The 18,270-nt window shown below is 43.9% G+C and carries 21 protein-coding genes; 14 read left to right on the top strand and 7 right to left on the bottom strand.

The features are described from left to right. Window positions 1–27: 27 nt before the first annotated feature. Window positions 28–342 carry a DUF496 family protein gene (locus tag OO778_RS18665; protein WP_005373603.1) on the bottom strand — a complete coding sequence of 105 codons (315 nt, stop codon included), beginning with the start codon at window positions 340–342 and terminating at the stop codon, window positions 28–30. Between the two features lie 241 nt (window positions 343–583). On the opposite strand from OO778_RS18665, the gene OO778_RS18660 reads away from it, so the two are divergent. The 8 genes from OO778_RS18660 (at window position 584) to OO778_RS18625 (ending at window position 8,816) form a co-directional block, all read left to right on the top strand. Continuing rightward, on the top strand, window positions 584–787 hold the full coding sequence (locus OO778_RS18660; RefSeq protein ID WP_031780656.1) for a hypothetical protein: 204 nt from the start codon (window positions 584–586) through the stop codon (window positions 785–787). A 165-nt stretch (window positions 788–952) separates the two neighbouring features. Beyond that, on the top strand, window positions 953–1,603 hold the full coding sequence (locus OO778_RS18655) for a YceH family protein (RefSeq protein WP_152815489.1): 651 nt from the start codon (window positions 953–955) through the stop codon (window positions 1,601–1,603). Then, window positions 1,600–1,920 carry a GIY-YIG nuclease family protein gene (locus OO778_RS18650; protein ID WP_012842363.1) on the top strand — a complete coding sequence of 107 codons (321 nt, stop codon included), beginning with the start codon at window positions 1,600–1,602 and terminating at the stop codon, window positions 1,918–1,920. Before OO778_RS18655 ends, OO778_RS18650 begins: the two co-directional genes overlap by 4 nt. A 320-nt stretch (window positions 1,921–2,240) precedes the next feature. Then, complete coding sequence (locus OO778_RS18645; RefSeq protein ID WP_005397733.1) at window positions 2,241–3,338, top strand: autoinducer 2-binding periplasmic protein LuxP; 1,098 nt, start codon at window positions 2,241–2,243, stop codon at window positions 3,336–3,338. Then, entirely contained in the window at window positions 3,338–5,914 is a 2,577-nt protein-coding gene (gene luxQ / locus OO778_RS18640) for a quorum-sensing autoinducer 2 sensor kinase/phosphatase LuxQ (RefSeq protein ID WP_005397731.1), read from the top strand. Before OO778_RS18645 ends, luxQ begins: the two co-directional genes overlap by 1 nt. 302 nt (window positions 5,915–6,216) lie before the next feature. Next, window positions 6,217–6,672 carry a MarR family transcriptional regulator gene (locus OO778_RS18635; RefSeq protein ID WP_005397727.1) on the top strand — a complete coding sequence of 152 codons (456 nt, stop codon included), beginning with the start codon at window positions 6,217–6,219 and terminating at the stop codon, window positions 6,670–6,672. A gap of 35 nt (window positions 6,673–6,707) precedes the next feature. After that, a complete protein-coding gene (locus tag OO778_RS18630; protein ID WP_264912403.1) occupies window positions 6,708–7,766 on the top strand; it encodes an HlyD family secretion protein in 1,059 nt (352 codons plus the stop codon). A 12-nt stretch (window positions 7,767–7,778) separates the two neighbouring features. Then, window positions 7,779–8,816 carry a DUF2955 domain-containing protein gene (locus OO778_RS18625; protein ID WP_006741160.1) on the top strand — a complete coding sequence of 346 codons (1,038 nt, stop codon included), beginning with the start codon at window positions 7,779–7,781 and terminating at the stop codon, window positions 8,814–8,816. Window positions 8,817–8,818: 2 nt separating this feature from the next. Here OO778_RS18625 and OO778_RS18620 read toward each other — a convergent pair whose 3' ends face one another. Both OO778_RS18620 and OO778_RS18615 read right to left on the bottom strand, forming a co-directional pair. Next, complete coding sequence (locus OO778_RS18620) at window positions 8,819–9,481, bottom strand: flagellar brake protein (protein WP_264912402.1); 663 nt, start codon at window positions 9,479–9,481, stop codon at window positions 8,819–8,821. Window positions 9,482–9,575: 94 nt separating this feature from the next. Then, window positions 9,576–10,502 (bottom strand): DMT family transporter, encoded by a 927-nt coding sequence (locus OO778_RS18615; protein WP_047008123.1) that lies wholly within the window; start codon window positions 10,500–10,502, stop codon window positions 9,576–9,578. Between the two features lie 148 nt (window positions 10,503–10,650). Between OO778_RS18615 and OO778_RS18610 the strand changes: the two genes are divergently transcribed. Together OO778_RS18610 and OO778_RS18605 are read left to right on the top strand one after the other, a co-directional pair. Then, on the top strand, window positions 10,651–11,106 hold the full coding sequence (locus tag OO778_RS18610; RefSeq protein WP_031780652.1) for an Lrp/AsnC family transcriptional regulator: 456 nt from the start codon (window positions 10,651–10,653) through the stop codon (window positions 11,104–11,106). Between the two features lie 5 nt (window positions 11,107–11,111). After that, a complete protein-coding gene (locus tag OO778_RS18605; protein WP_264912399.1) occupies window positions 11,112–11,735 on the top strand; it encodes a class I SAM-dependent methyltransferase in 624 nt (207 codons plus the stop codon). 24 nt (window positions 11,736–11,759) lie between these two features. Here OO778_RS18605 and OO778_RS25080 read toward each other — a convergent pair whose 3' ends face one another. Both OO778_RS25080 and OO778_RS18600 read right to left on the bottom strand, forming a co-directional pair. Then, on the bottom strand, window positions 11,760–11,990 hold the full coding sequence (locus OO778_RS25080; RefSeq protein ID WP_031780651.1) for a hypothetical protein: 231 nt from the start codon (window positions 11,988–11,990) through the stop codon (window positions 11,760–11,762). A gap of 271 nt (window positions 11,991–12,261) precedes the next feature. Continuing rightward, window positions 12,262–12,810 (bottom strand): ATPase, encoded by a 549-nt coding sequence (locus OO778_RS18600; RefSeq protein ID WP_104973894.1) that lies wholly within the window; start codon window positions 12,808–12,810, stop codon window positions 12,262–12,264. Window positions 12,811–12,913: 103 nt separating this feature from the next. On the opposite strand from OO778_RS18600, the gene OO778_RS18595 reads away from it, so the two are divergent. The 4 genes from OO778_RS18595 to secF all read left to right on the top strand — a co-directional run bounded on the left by OO778_RS18595 (window position 12,914) and on the right by secF (window position 17,095). Next, window positions 12,914–13,582 carry an SH3 domain-containing protein gene (locus tag OO778_RS18595; RefSeq protein ID WP_264912397.1) on the top strand — a complete coding sequence of 223 codons (669 nt, stop codon included), beginning with the start codon at window positions 12,914–12,916 and terminating at the stop codon, window positions 13,580–13,582. Between the two features lie 125 nt (window positions 13,583–13,707). Then, window positions 13,708–14,187, top strand: a complete 480-nt coding sequence (locus tag OO778_RS18590; RefSeq protein ID WP_264912395.1) for a hypothetical protein — start codon at window positions 13,708–13,710, stop codon at window positions 14,185–14,187. A 164-nt stretch (window positions 14,188–14,351) separates the two neighbouring features. Continuing rightward, entirely contained in the window at window positions 14,352–16,190 is a 1,839-nt protein-coding gene (gene secD, locus OO778_RS18585; RefSeq protein WP_203347586.1) for a protein translocase subunit SecD, read from the top strand. A 2-nt stretch (window positions 16,191–16,192) separates the two neighbouring features. Further along, window positions 16,193–17,095, top strand: a complete 903-nt coding sequence (gene secF, locus OO778_RS18580; protein ID WP_005397711.1) for a protein translocase subunit SecF — start codon at window positions 16,193–16,195, stop codon at window positions 17,093–17,095. 62 nt (window positions 17,096–17,157) lie between these two features. Here secF and OO778_RS18575 read toward each other — a convergent pair whose 3' ends face one another. After that, window positions 17,158–17,424: a hypothetical protein gene (locus tag OO778_RS18575; RefSeq protein WP_012842361.1), complete on the bottom strand. Its 267-nt coding sequence runs from the start codon at window positions 17,422–17,424 to the stop codon at window positions 17,158–17,160. Window positions 17,425–17,440: 16 nt separating this feature from the next. Then, complete coding sequence (locus OO778_RS18570) at window positions 17,441–18,061, bottom strand: LysE family translocator (protein ID WP_046875887.1); 621 nt, start codon at window positions 18,059–18,061, stop codon at window positions 17,441–17,443. Window positions 18,062–18,270 lie beyond the last annotated feature (209 nt).

The following is an 18,270-nucleotide window of genomic DNA, read 5'->3' as shown; positions in this document are numbered from 1 at the left end:
CGGGGTTGGAAAATCTAGCTTAAGCGTTTATTTTTTGCCGCTAGTTTGCTTGTCTTCTTCAGTCAGTTCGCGAATACGACGGCTGATGTCACGACGTGCTTTAGAGATTTCTGCACTTTTGATGATGTGGTCATCAACACGATCTTCGTAGTCTGCTTTCATATTTTTGATGATTGCGACGATTTCATCGTGAGTCATTTCTGGTTTGATGTAATCTAGAAGGTTTTCTAGAAGGTCAACACGTTTGCGGTTATCACGAACTTTCTTTTCGTTATCAAGCAGCTCACGTTTTAGTTTGTTTTTACGACGAGCTTGGTTAACGATTTCAAATACGCTACTCATAGTTCTCTTTCCTAATTTTATGAATATCTTCCTCGATTAAAGCACAACATCCAGTGGCATAACAGTCTTTAGATCAATCACAATGCAGAGTTGAACATTTCTCAACCAATTGCGATGTGTCCACATAATCACGCTTCTCTAATCGAGTTTTGGGCAACATCGTAGAATCCATCGATTCATTGTCATAACGTGGCCTTCACTATATTATCAACACCATTGAATGCAAAATGATGAACTTGATATGGACTCTGGGAACACTGCGGAGCAAGTAAGTAGTCAAGATAATGAGCAAGCCACTCGCTCTGTGGCTGAAAAGTTAAAAACAGCGTATATCAACGCTCGCGAGCAACTCGAAATCATCGAAGTTGAGCTGAATCGTTCAAAAATAATGATGGTTGATCAAGATGGCAATTTGACGAAAGTGCCAATTCTCTCGGAGCATTGATACCTGACCCGATTCGCAAAGGGTGCCAGGTCTTGCGCTATGCTTTAGCCTGACACCGACACCTGAATCGCTAACGCTTCTTGCATCTCTTTGCCAATGTATGATGCATGATATCGAAGCGATTTAGGTACCAAGTCAAATGCAAAAATAATAAGGAAATGCATTATGAAAGTTGAGCTAACGGCAATTGAAGCACGAGTCATTGGTTGCTTGATCGAAAAAGAAGTCACCACCCCAGATCTTTACCCCCTCAGCCTAAACGCATTAACCAACGCGTGTAATCAAAAAAGCAACCGTGATCCCGTAATGTCGCTCTCTGAGTCAGACGTTCTCGATGCCGTTGATGCTCTAATTGAACGTAGGCTCGTCAGTGACGAAAGTGCGTTTAACAGCCGTGTTAGCAAGTATCAGCACCGTTTCTGTAATACGGAGTTTGGTGATTTAAAACTGACAGAACAAGAGAAGGGAATCGTATGTTGTATGCTTTTGCGTGGTGCTCAAACGCCTGGGGAAATTCGCACTCGTACCAATCGTCTCGCGACATTTCATGATGTAAAAGAAGTTGAAACGGTTTTGGAGCACTTAGCAAGCGAAGAAAAAGGACCATTAGTGGTCAAGTTACCGCGTGAAGCCGGGAAGCGAGAATCACGCTATATGCATTTGTTCTGTGGCGACGTTGACGTCTCTGAGCTAGCAGTGCCAGTGTCAGCGGCTGGCTCTAATTCTGATCGAGTCAGCCAGCTAGAGCTCGAAGTTGCTCAGCTTAAAGAAGAGCTCGATGAACTCAAAGCTAAGGTCGAGTCACTACTTTCATGATTGAAAATACAGCGCAGCGTTGGAGTGTCTATTTGATACGAAATAACCGCAATGCGCTGTATTGCGGTGTCACAAACAATGTTGAGCGAAGATTCAATCAGCACCAAACGGGCAAAGGAGCGAAAGCTTTAAAGGGAAAAGGTCCCTTGGTATTGGAGTGGTCTTCGGATTTTGATTCAAAGACACTTGCCATGCGGGCTGAGTATTATATTAAGCAACTAACAAAAGCTAAGAAAGAGCTGCTTGTTACGTCAAAAGCAAGTATTGTCGTTGATGAAAATCAGCAGATGATGTTAGAAATGGCTTTATCGAAATAAGCGTTCGCGACATGCCGAATAACAAAGAAACCGTCCACTGAGGCGGTTTCTTTTTAGTTTTGGAGTACCATGTAAGAACAAACTGACGCATAATGGGTTGGTGTTCTGTTTAAACACTCAGAGTATGAAAAGGAGAAATGATATTTTGTGACCTTACAATTAGGTACACAATAAACGTTTATTCGTTCCAACTCAGACTAAGAACCAATTTATTATTGAAACAGGCACTCAGAGGAAGGTAGATTACAAGAGTAAAGGATGACTCGGCTAGGTAACGAATAGAGCTGAATTAGGCTCATAAAAAGCTAAAAGAGCAGTAGATGAAAAAAGCGTTAGTATTCTCCCTGATGTCAATGGCCACTGTCGCGCCGATAGCGCAAGCCACTCAAGTCCTCAATGGGTATTGGGCATATCAAGAATTTTTAGACCAGTTTCCAGAACAGAAGCAGTTAACGAATGCGTTGGCTGACGCCGTGCGAGAGACTCCTGTTCCGGTTGAAAGAGACAAAAAGCGTCCGTTAAAAATTTCTGTGGTTTATCCAGGTCAACAGATTTCGGATTATTGGATTCGAAATATTGACGCATTTGAACAGCGTTTAGATAAACTCGATATCGACTATCAACTTAATCAAGTATTTACCCGTCCCAACGCAGATATTAAGCAACAAAGTTTGTCTTTAATGGAAGCGCTGAAGAGCAACTCCGATTATCTGATTTTCACTCTCGATACCACTAGGCATCGTAAGTTTGTTGAACACGTCTTAGACTCAAAGAAAACCAAGTTGATCTTACAAAATATCACTACACCGGTAAGAGATTGGGAGGATCACCAACCGTTCCTTTATGTTGGTTTTGATCATGCTGAAGGCAGCCGTGAGCTTGCCGTGGAGTTTGGTAAGCGTTTTCCAAAACAGAGCCATTATAGTGTGCTCTACTTTTCAGAAGGATATATCAGCGATATCAGAGGCAATACCTTTATCAATCAAGTCAACCGTGATAACAACTTTGAACTACAATCTGCTTACTATACCAAAGCGACAAAGCAGTCTGGGTATGAAGCAGCAAAAGCGAGTTTGGAAAAATACCCTGACGTCGATTTTATTTATGCGTGTTCTACAGATGTGGCGCTAGGGGCTGTTGATGCGCTGAAAGAATTAGGGCGTGAAGATGTCATGATCAACGGCTGGGGTGGCGGCTCTGCAGAATTAGAAGCGCTTTCGAAAGGGGAGTTAGACGTTACCGTTATGCGTATGAACGATGATACTGGCATTGCAATGGCAGAAGCGATTAAGTGGGATCTTGAAGGGAAACCCGTTCCAACCGTTTATTCTGGTGATTTTGAAGTCGTCACGAAATCTGATTCTCCAGAAAGAATTGAAGCATTAAGAAAACGCGCATTTAGATACTCAGACAATTGATGACAACTACATCAAAAACAAGAAAGCGTCGCTCATTGTCGACGCTTATTACGAAAATAATCATTCTCGTACTTGCTCCGATCATTTTAGGTATCTTCGTTCAGAGTTATTACTTCTCGAAGCAAATTATTTGGCAGGAAGTCGACAGAACTAAGCAACAGACGTCAGCGCTGATTCTTAATATTTTTGATAGCCATTTTGCTGCGATTCAGATTCATCACAACAGTAACTCGAAGAGTGATGTTGTTTTAGATTTTTATACAGAACGGGATGAAGAAGCTCTCAATTACTTTTTCATGAGTATTGACCAGAGTGATCCTTCCCATACGCCAGAATTTCGCTTTCTCACCGATCATCAAGGCATTATTTGGGACGATGGGAATGCGCATTTCTATGGCATCAATAACTTGATTCTCAATGATCTCGCGAGCCAAGTGACTTTTAGCAACAATTGGTATTACCTTCCTTCACATACCCCAATGGGAACTCGCCACCTGTTACTGCGTCGTGTACCGGTTTTACAACCTAAAACCGGTGAAGTGATGGGGTATTCTTACAATGTTGTTGTTCTAGATAACAACTTCGGGTTGATGGAAAGACTAAAAAACGAAGGAAACGTTGATAATGTTGTTTTGGTGGCCAACGATACGCCACTAGCTAGCTCACTAGTCGGAGATGAAGCGTACAAGATATTTGATGTTCTGAAGCGGCGAGAGTCTCAGCAAAAGCTTGACCAGTTGTTGATCATTAAAACCCCTATCGAAGTCAATGCTGCCACGACGGATTTGTGTTTACTAACCGTGCAAGACAATCAGAGTGTTGTGACGCTGCAAATCCAGCACCTTTTGGCGATGCTGGCTTCGGTTATCGGGATGGTGATGATTGCGTTGATGACCAAAGAGTGGATTGAGAATCGAGTCGTCGAAGAGCTTGGCTCGTTGATGGCATACACTCGTTCGGCTCGTGAAGAAAAAGGGTTCGAACGGTTTGGCGGGTCGGATATCGAGGAGTTCGATCATATTGGTTCGACACTAGAAAACACCTTTGAAGAGCTGGAAGCGCAAAAGCGTTCATTCCGCGATCTGTTTAACTTTGCGTTATCGCCGATTATGGTGTGGTCAGAGTCTGGTGTACTCATCCAAATCAATCCGGCAGCCCGCAAAGAATTGGTCATGGAAAACGACATTGAAACTATGCACCCAGTGTTTAAAGGCTTCAAAGAAAAGTTGATGCCGCACCTGCGAATGGCAGCTCAAGGAGCCACGTTAACTGGCGTCAATGTACCAATTGGAGACAAGGTATATCGCTGGAACTTATCGCCGATTCGAGTGGATGGTGATATCAGCGGTATCATTGTTCAAGGTCAGGATATTACGACGCTTATTGAAGCGGAAAAACAAAGTAACTTGGCACGTAAAGAGGCAGAAAAATCCGCCCAAGCACGTGCCGATTTTCTGGCTAAAATGAGCCATGAAATCCGAACGCCAATCAATGGCATTCTAGGAGTTGCTCAATTATTAAAAGACTCGGTCGAAACGGAAGAGCAGAATAACCAAATTGATGTACTCCGACATAGTGGTGAGCACTTACTTGCTGTTTTGAATGATATTTTGGATTTTTCGAAGATTGAGCAGGGTAAGTTTAATATTCAAAAGCACCCGTTTTCGTTCACTGACACGATTCGAACGTTAGAAAACATTTATCGTCCAATTTGCGAAAATAAAGGCGTTAACCTTGTCATTGAAAACAAGATTGATCCCAATGTTGAAATCTTTACTGACCAAGTTCGTCTGAACCAAATTTTATTTAACTTAGTCAGTAACTCAGTCAAGTTTACCCCCTCGGGCAGCGTACGCTTGCATGCTGAACTGGAGCAGTTCTACGGCGCCGAAAATAGTGTGTTGGTAGTGGAAATTACGGATACGGGCATCGGCATAGAGCCCGATAAGCTTGACCAAATGTTCGAACCTTTCGTTCAAGAGGAAGCAACGACCACTCGAGAATACGGTGGCAGTGGCTTGGGACTGACCATTGTGAAAAGCCTCGTCGATATGCTGGAAGGTGACGTTCAAGTACGTAGTCAAAAAGGTTTGGGTACGACCTTTGTTATTACAATGCCAGTGAAAGATCGTGAGCGAGTGCTCACCCCTCTTGATTCAAGCTTGAGAGTTAAACCTGGTGAGTTATTCGCAGAGAGTCTAAAAGTACTGTTGGTAGAAGATAACCATACCAATGCTTTCATTCTCAAAGCATTTTGTAACAAGTACAAAATGCAGGTTGATTGGGCAAAAGATGGATTGGAAGCGATGGAGTTCTTAAAAGATCATACTTACGATTTGATTTTGATGGACAACCAACTGCCGCATCTTGGAGGAATTGAAACAACCAAAGAGATCCGACAGAAGCTGAAGTTAGGCACGCCAATTTATGCTTGTACTGCCGATACGGCGAAAGAAACCAGTGATGCTTTTATGGAGGCGGGCGCGAATTACGTATTGCTCAAACCGATTAAAGAAAATGCGCTGCATGAAGCCTTTGTTGACTTCAAGCAGCGATTCTTAATTGAACGAACGTGATGAACTCATTCGCTATGAGCCTTAATTGATAATTCAATCGCTCACTAAACCGAAAAGCACAACGCCATAACTTAGGGTTGTGCTTTTTTTGTATCTCAATGCTTCACTTGTTGATAAGCCTGGAGTGCTGATATCACCTTTAGTGTCGTATATCACTACTATTACAACCCAAGTACTACTTTGCGTTACGCAAACTTGTTCTCCAATGGCATATTCTATGTGATTTAAATCACAAAAAATTATTTACTTAGCGTGCTAACTATTTTATATTACTTAGCAAGCTAAGTAATTGAGTAGATCTTATGATTCAAGACATCAACAGTTTGCGCGACCTTTCTCTGGCTGAAAAGTTATCTCGTGTTGCCCGTTTGTGGAAAATGGTTGCAGATCGCGAGTTGGAGCCTTTAAACCTGACGTACCCGCGTTGGACTGCGTTATGGAAACTTTATCGAATGGGCGACAACGTTAGTCAGAAGCATTTGGCTGAAGCGCTTGAGATTGAGTTGGCATCGCTGATGCGCACATTAAAGCTATTAGAAGAGCAATCTCTGATCACTCGCCATTGCAGTGAGCATGACAAGCGAGCACGCATTGTTAGCCTTACAGAAGAAGGTAAAACCCTACTCAAGCAAATGGAGACTCGAATTCTTCAAGTACGGAGCAAGCTACTGACGGAAATCAATGACCAAGAGCTTCAAAAGCTTTCATTGATCCTAGATCAGATTGCTCACAATGCACTTGATTCACTTAGCGAATAAGTCAGAAACCCGAATTAAAAGAGAAGTAAACGCCTATGACTCCAGATCAAAAATTCGCACGTTGGATCAAGTATTCTTGCGTCGCGTTTGTCCTTGTCTTTGCCTATTTTCTAGTCGCAGATCTCGCCATGCCATTGACGCCTCAGGCAATGGCAACGCGAGTGGTAACTAAAGTAGCTCCCCGTGTGAGTGGACAGATTACGCATCTTTATGTTGCCAACAACCAAGAAATAAGCCAAGGCGATCTACTATTCCAGATTGATCCACAGCCTTATCAGCTCGCCGTAGAAAAGGCTCAACTTAACCTTGAGCGTGTGATTCAAAATAATGAACAGCTTGATGCCTCTATTGCAGCGGCAAAAGCGGACGTTGAAGCGAGCAAAATTGTCGCCGAGCAAAAAGTTCGCGAAGCCAAACGTCTTGATACATTGTTTCATCGCAATGGCACCTCGCAACAACAGCGTGACGACGCACAAAGTAGTGCAACGGCAGCCAGAGCAAACTTACTGGCCGCGCGCGCTCGTTTAAAAGAGTTGGAAGTAAACCGAGGCGATTTAGGTGCAACGAATGTAAATATCCGCGTGGCACAAAACCAGCTAAAACAAGCGGAACTTAATCTGTCTTACACTCAAGTAGTGGCCGAACATGATGGCGTTGTCGCTAACTTGCAACTGGAAACGGGTGCCTATGCAGCAGCTGGTACACCTCTCGTGGCTTTAGTCTCGGATGACGTGGATATTATTGCCGACTTTCGTGAAAAGAGTCTGCGACACTTCAATCAGGACAGTCGGGCGTTAGTGGCCTTTGATAGCTTGCCAGGTGACGTATTTGAAGCTCGTATTACGAGTGTGGATGCGGGAGTAAGCTCGGGCCAGTTTGATGCGGATGGCCGTTTAGCAACACCGACAGACTCAAACCGTTGGGTGAGAGACGCGCAGCGTTTACGTTTACATTTAGCTATCGATGAACCTCAACAGCGCGCATTTCCGGCCGGGGCACGTGCGACTGTGCAACTGTTGCCAGAAAACTCGTTATCTGGCTGGTTAGCGAGATGTCAGATCCGATTTTTGAGTCTTCTTCATTACATTTATTAACGGGGAGGCGATATGAAGTTATGGGATCATCCCATGTCGGAAAACGACTTCCGTCAGTGTTTGCGCATTGCAACTGGCGCGACCATTGGCTTCACCTTATGTAAGGTCTTTGGCTGGAATTATGGCGTATTTTTTACCGTAACACCGATGTTGTTACTTGGAATGGTACCAGTCATGAGCCTGCATGCTGCACGACAGCTGATTTTTTCAGCGGTCGTATGCGGATTGGAGGTCGGTATTCTTGGTGGGCTATTTGGTGGACATCCTGGCATGATGACGATCATCGCCTTCGGGTTGTTTTTGTATAAGTTCGCCTGTATGTCAAAAGGGAGCTTATTCCTGTTTGGGGCAAATAGCGTGCTGAGCTTAAGCATCATGCTGCATTTTGCGAGTTATCCAACAACCGACTTAAATGATCTGATATTCAGCAACCTACAAGCGAATGTTATTTCAGTGATCGTGGCCTACGTCGTGACATTTTTGATCCCTGATGCAGAGCCTCGTCAGCCATCGGCCAAACCATCTCAGCCTAAACAGAATCACCGCATGCGTCATGAAGCCCTTATGGGGGCGAGTATCGCTACAATGTCTTTCCTTGTATTCCAGTTATTTGACCTCAGTGATTCTATGTCCGCTCAGGCGACAACCTTGCTTTTATTGTTTCCTATGCATTGGAACGGTGCTTTAGGGTATGCGCGCAAAAGAGCAATGGGGACCTTGATGGGGGTAACCTTTGGTATCGCTGGGCAGCTCGTACTATACGATTGGTCGGATACCTTGCTGTTTATCGTCCCATTACTGTGGATTGGCGCGATGATGTTCAGCTATATGCACGTAAAAGAGTCTAGTGGTTCAGGAGCCGGATTTGGCGGATTAACCACATTAGGTATTTTATTTGGCCAATACCTTACTCCGGATGGCGATTTAATGTTCAGCGCGCTGTATCGCGTGAGTAGTATTTTGTTTGCTATTGTTGTCACTCTGCTCGTGACCTATGCGGTGCACAGAGTGCTCAACAGCTTTGAGGCGACGCGCTTTAGCCAGCAGTAAGTTCAGACGTTACTGGTTAGAAAGGACTGCTCCAGTAACTCTGTTTTTAGCTCGTGACTCATCGCTATTGGGCTTTCAAACTTAATTCCTATTACCCAGCCTTTCACCAACTTCTTAATGTTGGCAATGACACACTGATTTTCTTCTCCGATATAGTGACTTAGAGAAGAGTCAATAGTGACACTTTCACCAACGTTGAATTCAGGCTCTATAAAGGTTGAGATACCAATACCTGCCAGTGAGAAGTCGATAAGGCTACCGTCGTAAACATTCCCCGCATGAACAATCTTACAATCCATTTGCAGCTTATATCGTTCGTGTTCCCGGACTGGTTTGGTTGCAAATGTTCCTGGAATTCGAATAAATAAAAGGGGCGAAGGACGAACCGCAGTTGTTAGAACACTGGATTTAAATGCAATGACATGGCCTAACTCCGTATCTGATACACCACGCACGATGACATCGGCGTTTGGGAGTTTTCTCATCACTTGCTCTTCAAGCAAACGCATCGGTATATCAAGAATCAAATACGCGTTCTCTTTCATCCCAAGATAGGTGGTGGAATACGTAAACTGGTCCTTAGGCCCAAACTCGAAATTAGTCGAAAGTTTCATTCCCGGTTTGAGGAATCTATGCAGTTCATCTTTAGTATGAGTGGCAGGCATTACATTGGCGTTTTAATTATTGGTTAAATCGAGGCTATCAAAACGCCATTTTGTTATTCAAGATAGTAGGACAAAAGTTTTTGTAAAATTATCGCTATCTGTGAAGTGGTGGGCGATAAGTTTGGCTCATTCCATCTTTCATAAAGATTTGGCTTGCCACAATACTGCCGCAGGTTACCAGCATCAGCGCTAACCAAGTAAGTGAATCTGGTTGTTCACCAAAGATTGGAACGGCAAGAAGTGTCGCGACGACTGGAGTTAATGACCCAAAAGCAGCACTGGCTTCGGCGCCAATAATTCGGATTGCATAGATAAAGGTAAAAGAGGCGATTAAGCCTGCGCCGACACCTTGCAACATCGCGTGGCCAAATAATTCTTCCCACGGCCACTGACTGATCGGCGTTATCGCTAGGTAACTATCTACCCATCCGAAGCCAACCGCAATGATGAGCAGTGCCAAAGACGCGATTGCAACGAATCCAGCACAGACATGCGCATTAAGGTTAGCAACACGAGCACTGATGGTGAAAACTGCCCACATAATGCTACCGGTTAGAAACAGGATGTGGCCTTGTAATTGAGACCAGTTGTACTCTGCACCGCTATTAGAAAGAAGGAATACGAAAATCCCTAACAACACCGTAGAAAGCCCGATTAAGCGGTGAGCACTCAGCGACTGTTGATAGCACAACACCGCGATAGCCGAAACAAATAATGGCAAAGTGCCAGGTACTAATGCACTGCCGTGCGCCACGGGAGCGAAGTGCATAGCTGTGCCGACGACCAGCAGGTAGGGCAGGCCACTCCCTACCACAACACCAGTTAGGTAGCGTTTAGGCACGACGCGAAGCGCCTGCTTATGCTTAATCACAAATGGTAATAAAATTAAACTTGGGATTAGAAAGCGAACTAGCGCGATATCGGCTGGCTGCAAGTTAGAAATTGCGCCCCCTTTTAAAGAAATAAAGAAACCAGACCAAAGCAGTAAGGTCGTTAATATAGCTGCGTATCCCAAGATCATTGTCGGCATGTCCATTTGTAAATGATGTGTTAATTGTTGAATAAAACACGTGCCAAAGGGAGGCAAAGTTTGACGTAATTAAGCTTGATGTTGGTGATAAAGCGCGTATAAATGTTAATTGTTAGTGATTATTGGCATGGAAGGATAAATGGACAAAATTGACAGGCAACTGATCAACTTGATGCAGAAGGATGCAACCCTGACTACGGCAGAGCTCGCTGACAAAGTAGGATTATCGGCATCACCTTGTGCAAGACGCATTAAGCGTTTAGAGCAGGAGGGCGTAATTAGCGGTTATCGAGCCATTGTGTCCAGAGACACGGTGGGTATTGCGATGACTGTATTTGTTGAAGTCAGTTTGAACAACCACCAAGCTTCTTCGATTGATGAATTTGAACATGCTGTTGTTGAAATGGACGAGGTGATCTCGTGCCATGTTGTATCAGGGGCTTATGATTATTTGTTAGAAGTGGTCAGCAAAGATCTCGCTGGTTATGAAACATTCACTAGAAAGCTACAACGATTAGAAAACGTAAAAGATATCCATACGCACTTGGCGATTAGACAAGTGAAAGGAAATGGAAGCTTGCCGATTTATGCATAAGAAAGATGAAATTTCTCGATAGACTTAAGATTGCTCACTATCACCGAAAGCGATACCGACAGTTCGGTACAGACAGAGCGCGAACGCTGGGATGGAGAGATAATTACAGCCAAATCAGTCGATTTGAAGCCTTGTGCCGTGGGTTAACGTTAGACGGTTCAAGTCTTTTAGATATTGGGTGCGGCTACGGAGACTTATTAGCGTTTATTGAGTTCAACAATCTGCGCCCCCAAAGTTATATTGGCATTGATCAGCAAAAACAGTTTATCTCTGAGGCCAGAAAGCGGGACTTTCGTACTCAAAGTGAGTTCGTATGCGGTGACTTTTCAACGTTGGTATTGCCCCGTAGTGATTATGTCTTTGCTTCTGGATCATTGAATTATCAATCCGCGAATCCAAATCATACCATTGAGATGATCGAGAAAATGTACCGGGCCGCAGAGAAAGGGTGCGTGTTTAACTTATTGGATGAAGAAAAGCTGCCGAGCATGAGAATGCTCGCATCGCATAATAAAGTTGGGGTGTTACGCTATTGCCGATGGTTATGTCCAGACGCACAATTGATCGAGGGTTATTCCGATCACGACTTTACGATCGCGATGATCAAAAAAGCGGAATCAGTTTCCTGACTCCGCCTTATAAATTCTTAAGCCTTATTGGTGCTTGTATTGTGAGATTTCACAGTTACCTGTGTATCTATCAACCTTGAATGAGAACGCAGCTGAATGGTATTCCCTCCCATCACTCCAAATTGTTTCTCCGAAGATTTTACAAAGGTCCAAATCGCTGATTGAACCAAACTCTTTTACGTGCCTAACTACTGACAAAAACTTGGCTTTGGTAGCATTAGGACAGTCCCTGTTACTTAATCGATTGATAACCATGGTTGTAGCATCATCTCCAGCCAAATGTGACTTTTTATTAAATTTTATTAATGGGTAAATTAACCAAAAATTGGCCATAAGTAAAGCATTATTGTGACGTATGTCTCTATAAGTTGCCTCTCTTGGTCATGGTTTAGTCAAGTTTGTAAAAGGGAACAGTCCCATTTTTTACATATAATGTTGGGATCACTAAAAGAGGGAATTAAAGCACGAATAACGTCCAATATTGGAGTGAAAACCCGACATCGTCTTTTCAAAACGGGCTCGATTTTTACCTCGAAACATCTTGAGCGTATTGAAGCGATCTCGCTTCTTTATCATAGAGTTGCGCTAGTGCTTGGTACTGTGAAGAAAGGCGTTTGTAATCCTCGGTAAGTTGCAAAGCGTTGGTGTTATACCACTCCGCAGTGATTTGATTGGCAGTTTCGTTTGACTCACGGCACTTTTGGGCAAGTTTCTTCCATCCATTTGCTGACCATTGAGATTGTGTGCTCAATTTAATCAACTCATTAGCTTTAGTCGTGAGTTCTTCTTTATATTGAATGGAGGCTTTTAATTGAGTTTTGAACGCATTTTGGTTCGAGCGGGCGCGCCAAAGTAACACGAGTTCATGTAGGGAAAAGGTTTGGGACAATAACTGACGCTGCTTATGTTCGGCTAAAAGTGCATTGAATACCTCAACATGCTTATTGTAATTGGACTCTAAACGATTGAATTGGGTAAGATTGTCATTCCACGACGACGGGTTACATTGAATATTGGCGTGCCCCACAATGGGGAACAGAAGAAGCAACAGTATCCAATTGAGTTTGTTGATCATTATTGCTCGCGTTAGTTGACCGACCCTTTTGAGTATATACCCAAATTTCCGCGACATGCGTGTTGCCGGTGAGATAAGAACAAAGAATGAAAAGGAAAAGTACATGAAGAAAATTCTCATCGCATTGATTGTCATACTATTGCTCGGTGGGGCGGGTGCTGGATACTATTTCTTCTTTATGCCAAAAGATGAACCTGAAGTGCCAAAAGCTGCGCAAGTGGAGCAAGCGCCAGTGGAAGAAGAAACATCCAAACCGATTCTGGATTTAGAAACCTCCCCTCCTGAAGTGACCGAATACTATGTCATTGAGCGTCGAATTAATGTTTACAATAAGCCAAATGCTAATGCTTTGGTTGTCGATACGCTCTATAAGGGAGAAAAAGTATCGGTGTTAGAAAAAGTGGATGGTTGGTATCGAATCTCTGGTTACCTTGTTTATGAAGAGGGCGGTGAAGAAAAAGCTGAGTGGTTGAATTCCGAAGGATTATCTGATGCAGAGCCAGTTATTAAAGAACAAGAGCGTTTAGAAATACTGGATGGATATTTGCAGAAGTCGGATGATTTAAAAGTCCACTTGGACATCTTCCGCAAGAAAACCCAGCAATTGTTAGACGATGAAACCTGTGATCCGAGTGATTTTGAAGAGCTCGGAGGCTGGGTTCGTTCGGTTACTTATGACAAGCGCAATGTGTACTTCATTTATTGTGGTGGTTTGGAGCAAGAGAACAAAATCTATTTAGATGTCGATAAAGGCGATATCTTTTACCGCTAACAGAGCGCCTTTAGTTTAAAGCCTCTAGAGATTTATAACTTTTTAGTTGTGAACCATAATTAATAGGAATACTATCATCGAGTCGAGTGAAAAAACTCGACTCGTTTTGTTTTTAGTGAGTTCTTATGTCTCAGATTTGCTTGAAAAAATTGCTTTTTATGCTGCTTGCGATGGTATTGCTACCAGCGCATGTTTTTGCTGCGCAAATCGATCAGAAAGCTCATTTACCTTACTTTTCTAAGCTGCAACCATTTGTTGCGAGTATTGCTTTTGCAAATACCTCAATCGATTTTTCTGAAGTCTCAGAAGAAACGACGCAGTCTCCGATTTCTGAAAGTCATGCAAGACTCGATACGCTAGCTCTATTTAACACTCAACGTTGGGTTTCTCACTTACGTGAAGGCCTTGATGATGAGCATGTTGACGTTGTTGGTGACCTAAACACGCCTTTCTATGCTGACGCAGGTTATGCCTACAGCCTGATGGATATCAATTGGCGTCAAAACCAGTACACTTTTTATCATTTCACAAGCGGTCATCGCATTTCTGGTTGGAAAGAGACCAACGCAATGTACGTCGCACTCAATAGTCAATTTTCTGCCTAAACACCATCTATTTGCACCATTGTGCACTCTTAACACGACGATTGTATTCAACAGGGCGTAACCGTCCTGAGCATTTCATACCCTGAATTTTTTCTGGGGGCATCTGTCGTGTGTTAAGCCTTGTTATTAAAAGCTTCACTTCGTAGTGAAGGGATGATGTTTACATGAAAAAAACAGCAAAGCAGCAAAAGAACAGAAAGCTGATGAATCACTATTCAGCTTGGAAATATGTCGTATTAATCACGACGGTCATTATCTTAACGTTAAGCGCGATTCCGACTTGGTTCGGTGAGCAACCATCGATCCAGCTAACGTTTTCAAACCAAAACAGCAGTGAAATGTCGGTTGTTCAGTTGAATCAACTACTGAAAACCAATCACATCTCAGCAGACAAAATCATCGAAAAAGATGGCAAAACAACCATTGTATTCGATGATGAAAATGCGCAAAGCAAAGCTCGTGCGTTACTAAACAATGAGCTAAATAAAGAAGACAGCATTACCTTCTCATATGTGTCTGTTGCTCCAGAGTGGCTGAATGAGATGGGTTTTAGCCCAATCAAACTCGGTCTTGACCTTCGCGGTGGGGTACAGTTCCTCTTGAATGTCGACGTAAATAAAGCATTTGAGGAGCAACGTAATGCTTTGATCGATGAGATCAAAGCAAGCCTGCGAGATCAGCGCGTGCGTGGTGTACAAATTCGCGCAGAAAGTGGTAACCGCATTGCGATAAACAGTGAGAGTGATACCGCCCTAGCTGAAGTAAACAAATTCTTGCGTCAAAACTATCCAGGTTGGGTGGTGAAAAGCTCGTCTCGCGGTTTTGTTCTTGAGCCAAGTGAGCAGAATATTCAAGAGTTCCAATCAACGACATTGCAACAAAACTTGAAGATTATGCGTGGTCGTATTGAAGAGCTAGGTATTACGGAAGCATTAGTTCAGCGTCAGGGTAAAGACAGCATTCGTATTGAGCTCCCAGGTGTACAAGACCCAGCACAAGCGAAAAACGTTATTGGTGCCACTGCGAGTTTGGCATTCTACGAAGTGAAAGATGCAGGCCAAGCGCGAAGCGGCCAAGATCTTGTACTGAAAGATAACGATGGCCGAACTGTTGTTCTAGAGAAACGACCAGTCCTAACGGGTGAGCACATTGTTAACGCTCGTGCAGGCGTCGACAATATGGGTATGTCAGAAGTTAACATCTCGCTTGACCACGCGGGCGGTAAAAAGATGAGTGATTTCTCTGCAACGCATATTGGCAAGCCAATGGCGACGGTTTATCGCGAATACAAGACAAACGATCGTGGCGTAACAGAGCGCAGCGAGCGCGTTATCAGCGTTGCGACTATTCAATCTCAACTTGGTAGCCAATTCCGTATTACCGGCGCTGGCAGCATGGACGAAGCGCAGCAGTTAGCGCTATTACTTCGTGCGGGGTCGTTAACTGCCCCGGTTACTATCGTAGAAGAGCGCACTATTGGTGCTTCTTTGGGAGCTGAAAACATTGAAAATGGCTTTGCGGCACTTGCTTTGGGTATGGGGTTAACACTGACCTTTATGGCCCTTTGGTACCGCCGCTTAGGTTGGGTGGCGAACGTGGCGCTTTGTGCCAACATGCTTTGTTTGCTTGGCTTAATTGCCTTGTTACCAGGTGCGGTGCTAACGCTTCCAGGTATTGCAGGGTTGGTGTTAACCGTTGGTATGGCAGTGGACACCAACGTTATTATCTTCGAACGTATTAAGGACAAAATGCGTGAAGGCCGCAGTTTCGCTCAAGCGATTGATCTGGGCTTTGATAGCGCGTTCTCGACCATCCTTGATGCCAACATTACTACCATGATCACCGCCGTGATTTTATACGCCATCGGTAACGGCCCTATCCAAGGCTTTGCCTTAACACTCGGATTAGGTTTGTTAACCAGTATGTTTACAGGCGTATTTGCCTCTCGAGCAATGATCAATTTAATTTGGGGCCGAGATGCCCGTCGTGATGTGAGGGTTTAATCATGGTCGAAATGCTAAAACAAAATATTCGTAAAATTCGCCACTTCACTACGCTAGTTTCTATCGTTTTGACGGTGATCGCACTTGGTGCTCTGGGCTTTAAAGGGTTGAACCTCGGCTTGGATTTTACTGGTGGTATGGTGACAGAAGTGAAAGTCGATAAGTCGTTAACCAACCACGATCTGCTGGATGCACTGCAACCAAAACTTGGTGAATCAACCTCTGTCACCCGCACAGGTGAAGATGGTCGTTGGCTTATTCGCTACTCCGCCCCAGAAGAAGGACAAACTCTGCCGAGTGTGGAAGAGGTATTAAAGCCAGTTTCACATCAAGTTGATGTCGTCAGCAACAGTATTGTTGGTGCTCAAGTTGGTCAGGATTTGTTTGACCAAGGCGGTTTAGCACTATTGATTTGTGTGCTGAGCATCCTTGGTTACTTGTGTTTCCGTTTTGAATGGCGCTTAGCGAGTGGCTCTGTATTTGCTCTGGCTCATGACGTAATTGTCGTCCTCGGCTTCTTTGCCGTTACCCAAATGGAATTCAACTTAACGGTTTTTGCTGCCGTATTGGCAATTTTAGGCTACTCATTGAATGATTCGATCATCATTTCAGATCGAATTCGTGAGCTACTGATCGCGAAACAAAGTTGGAAAATGGAAGACATCAATGACCAGGCTGTCATCGCGACGTTCTCTAGAACGATGGTGACATCAGGCACAACACTGATTACTGTTGGTGCACTATGGATTATGGGGGGAGCACCGCTAGCGGGTTTCTCAACCGCGATGTTTATTGGTGTGCTATCAGGTACATGGTCTTCCATTTCCATTGGTACCGTATTACCTGAACTGTTCAAACTAGAACCGAAGCATTACTTGCCTGTTGAGATTGATACCGCGCCGTAATGCGAGGTGTTGAAGGTAAAAAGTGCTTGCGCCACTCAGTTTGAGTGGCGTTTTACTTTGTGCTATTTCACACGCATCAGGCGGTGTTTGACGTGACCTAAATCGAACTCAATGATTTGAGAGCGCTTCATCGATTCAACCAGGCGCAGCATGGATGTGTGATAACCTTTCTTTTTCATCCATTGCAATGGCTCAGAAAAGCTGTCTTCGTTTACAACGTAAGATTCGCCTTTGTGTTCTCCAGCATAAACGTTTACGACCCAAACTCGGGCCTGAAAATCTAATACTTCACTTATGTTTCGCGTAATTTTTCTTAGGATATTTTTCATCATTTCCAGCGTTGCTTTAGCTCAGTAATAGCCAAACACCAACCCCCATCATTAAAGTGCCCGCGATACGGTTCATCAGACGCACATTCTTTGATTGACCCAACACGCGTTTCAGTCCTTTGCCACCCGTGGCATACAGAGACATACAAATGAACTCAAAAAGAAGGATGATGGAGACAAGCACGATCAGCTGTGGAGCAAGAGCCGCATTTTGATCGATAAAAGGCGGCAGTAGAGAAATCATAAATGCCCAGCCTTTTGGGTTTGCGATAGCGGTAACGAAGCCTTGCATGATGAGCGCGACATTGCCACTTTTGGGTTTTTCTAAATTATCGACATTTATTGCTAACTTACCTCGAGATCGCCACATTTCTACACCAAGATAGAGTAAGTAGCCGCCACCAATAAACTTTAGTGCGATAAACATCCAAGGATAGTTGAGCATGATCGCTGCGATCCCTAATACGGCCGAGACTGAAACCAGCGCGACACCGACGAGTTCACCAATCATCATCCATAATGTGCGGCGATAACCGATACTCATTCCTAGCGTTAAGGCGAGCGTCATGCACATTCCTGGTGTAATTGAGACAAAAAAGAAGGTAGGGATGAACATACTGAGCAATGCAAGATTCATGTTTGTTGATAACTAAGTGATTTGATAGAAGCCACAAAGATAGTGCAAATTGATAAAGGATACTATCCCCAAATATCCCCAAATAACCTCAAGGTGCTAGGTTCAGCGAGAATGACTTGGCTCACAGGCACGGCAACGATTTGAAGATCTAGTGGTTCTAAATCAAAAATCGTTAACAAAGGCTGTGGGATAAGGCAACTCGCCCTGCG

It is taken from the genome of Vibrio sp. STUT-A16, assembly GCF_026000495.1.
Lineage (GTDB): Bacteria > Pseudomonadota > Gammaproteobacteria > Enterobacterales > Vibrionaceae > Vibrio > Vibrio diabolicus.
This window is presented reverse-complemented; position numbering and strand designations above follow the sequence as displayed.

Coding starts and splice junctions, on each gene's coding strand:
- OO778_RS18665 (WP_005373603.1), bottom strand. CDS start 342: ATGAGTAGCGTATTTGAAATCGTTAACCAAGCTCGTCGTAAAAACAAA.
- OO778_RS18660 (WP_031780656.1), top strand. CDS start 584: ATGGACTCTGGGAACACTGCGGAGCAAGTAAGTAGTCAAGATAATGAG.
- OO778_RS18655 (WP_152815489.1), top strand. CDS start 953: ATGAAAGTTGAGCTAACGGCAATTGAAGCACGAGTCATTGGTTGCTTG.
- OO778_RS18650 (WP_012842363.1), top strand. CDS start 1,600: ATGATTGAAAATACAGCGCAGCGTTGGAGTGTCTATTTGATACGAAAT.
- OO778_RS18645 (WP_005397733.1), top strand. CDS start 2,241: ATGAAAAAAGCGTTAGTATTCTCCCTGATGTCAATGGCCACTGTCGCG.
- luxQ (WP_005397731.1), top strand. CDS start 3,338: ATGACAACTACATCAAAAACAAGAAAGCGTCGCTCATTGTCGACGCTT.
- OO778_RS18635 (WP_005397727.1), top strand. CDS start 6,217: ATGATTCAAGACATCAACAGTTTGCGCGACCTTTCTCTGGCTGAAAAG.
- OO778_RS18630 (WP_264912403.1), top strand. CDS start 6,708: ATGACTCCAGATCAAAAATTCGCACGTTGGATCAAGTATTCTTGCGTC.
- OO778_RS18625 (WP_006741160.1), top strand. CDS start 7,779: ATGAAGTTATGGGATCATCCCATGTCGGAAAACGACTTCCGTCAGTGT.
- OO778_RS18620 (WP_264912402.1), bottom strand. CDS start 9,481: ATGCCTGCCACTCATACTAAAGATGAACTGCATAGATTCCTCAAACCG.
- OO778_RS18615 (WP_047008123.1), bottom strand. CDS start 10,502: ATGATCTTGGGATACGCAGCTATATTAACGACCTTACTGCTTTGGTCT.
- OO778_RS18610 (WP_031780652.1), top strand. CDS start 10,651: ATGGACAAAATTGACAGGCAACTGATCAACTTGATGCAGAAGGATGCA.
- OO778_RS18605 (WP_264912399.1), top strand. CDS start 11,112: ATGAAATTTCTCGATAGACTTAAGATTGCTCACTATCACCGAAAGCGA.
- OO778_RS25080 (WP_031780651.1), bottom strand. CDS start 11,990: ATGGTTATCAATCGATTAAGTAACAGGGACTGTCCTAATGCTACCAAA.
- OO778_RS18600 (WP_104973894.1), bottom strand. CDS start 12,810: ATGATCAACAAACTCAATTGGATACTGTTGCTTCTTCTGTTCCCCATT.
- OO778_RS18595 (WP_264912397.1), top strand. CDS start 12,914: ATGAAGAAAATTCTCATCGCATTGATTGTCATACTATTGCTCGGTGGG.
- OO778_RS18590 (WP_264912395.1), top strand. CDS start 13,708: ATGTCTCAGATTTGCTTGAAAAAATTGCTTTTTATGCTGCTTGCGATG.
- secD (WP_203347586.1), top strand. CDS start 14,352: ATGAAAAAAACAGCAAAGCAGCAAAAGAACAGAAAGCTGATGAATCAC.
- secF (WP_005397711.1), top strand. CDS start 16,193: ATGGTCGAAATGCTAAAACAAAATATTCGTAAAATTCGCCACTTCACT.
- OO778_RS18575 (WP_012842361.1), bottom strand. CDS start 17,424: ATGAAAAATATCCTAAGAAAAATTACGCGAAACATAAGTGAAGTATTA.
- OO778_RS18570 (WP_046875887.1), bottom strand. CDS start 18,061: ATGAATCTTGCATTGCTCAGTATGTTCATCCCTACCTTCTTTTTTGTC.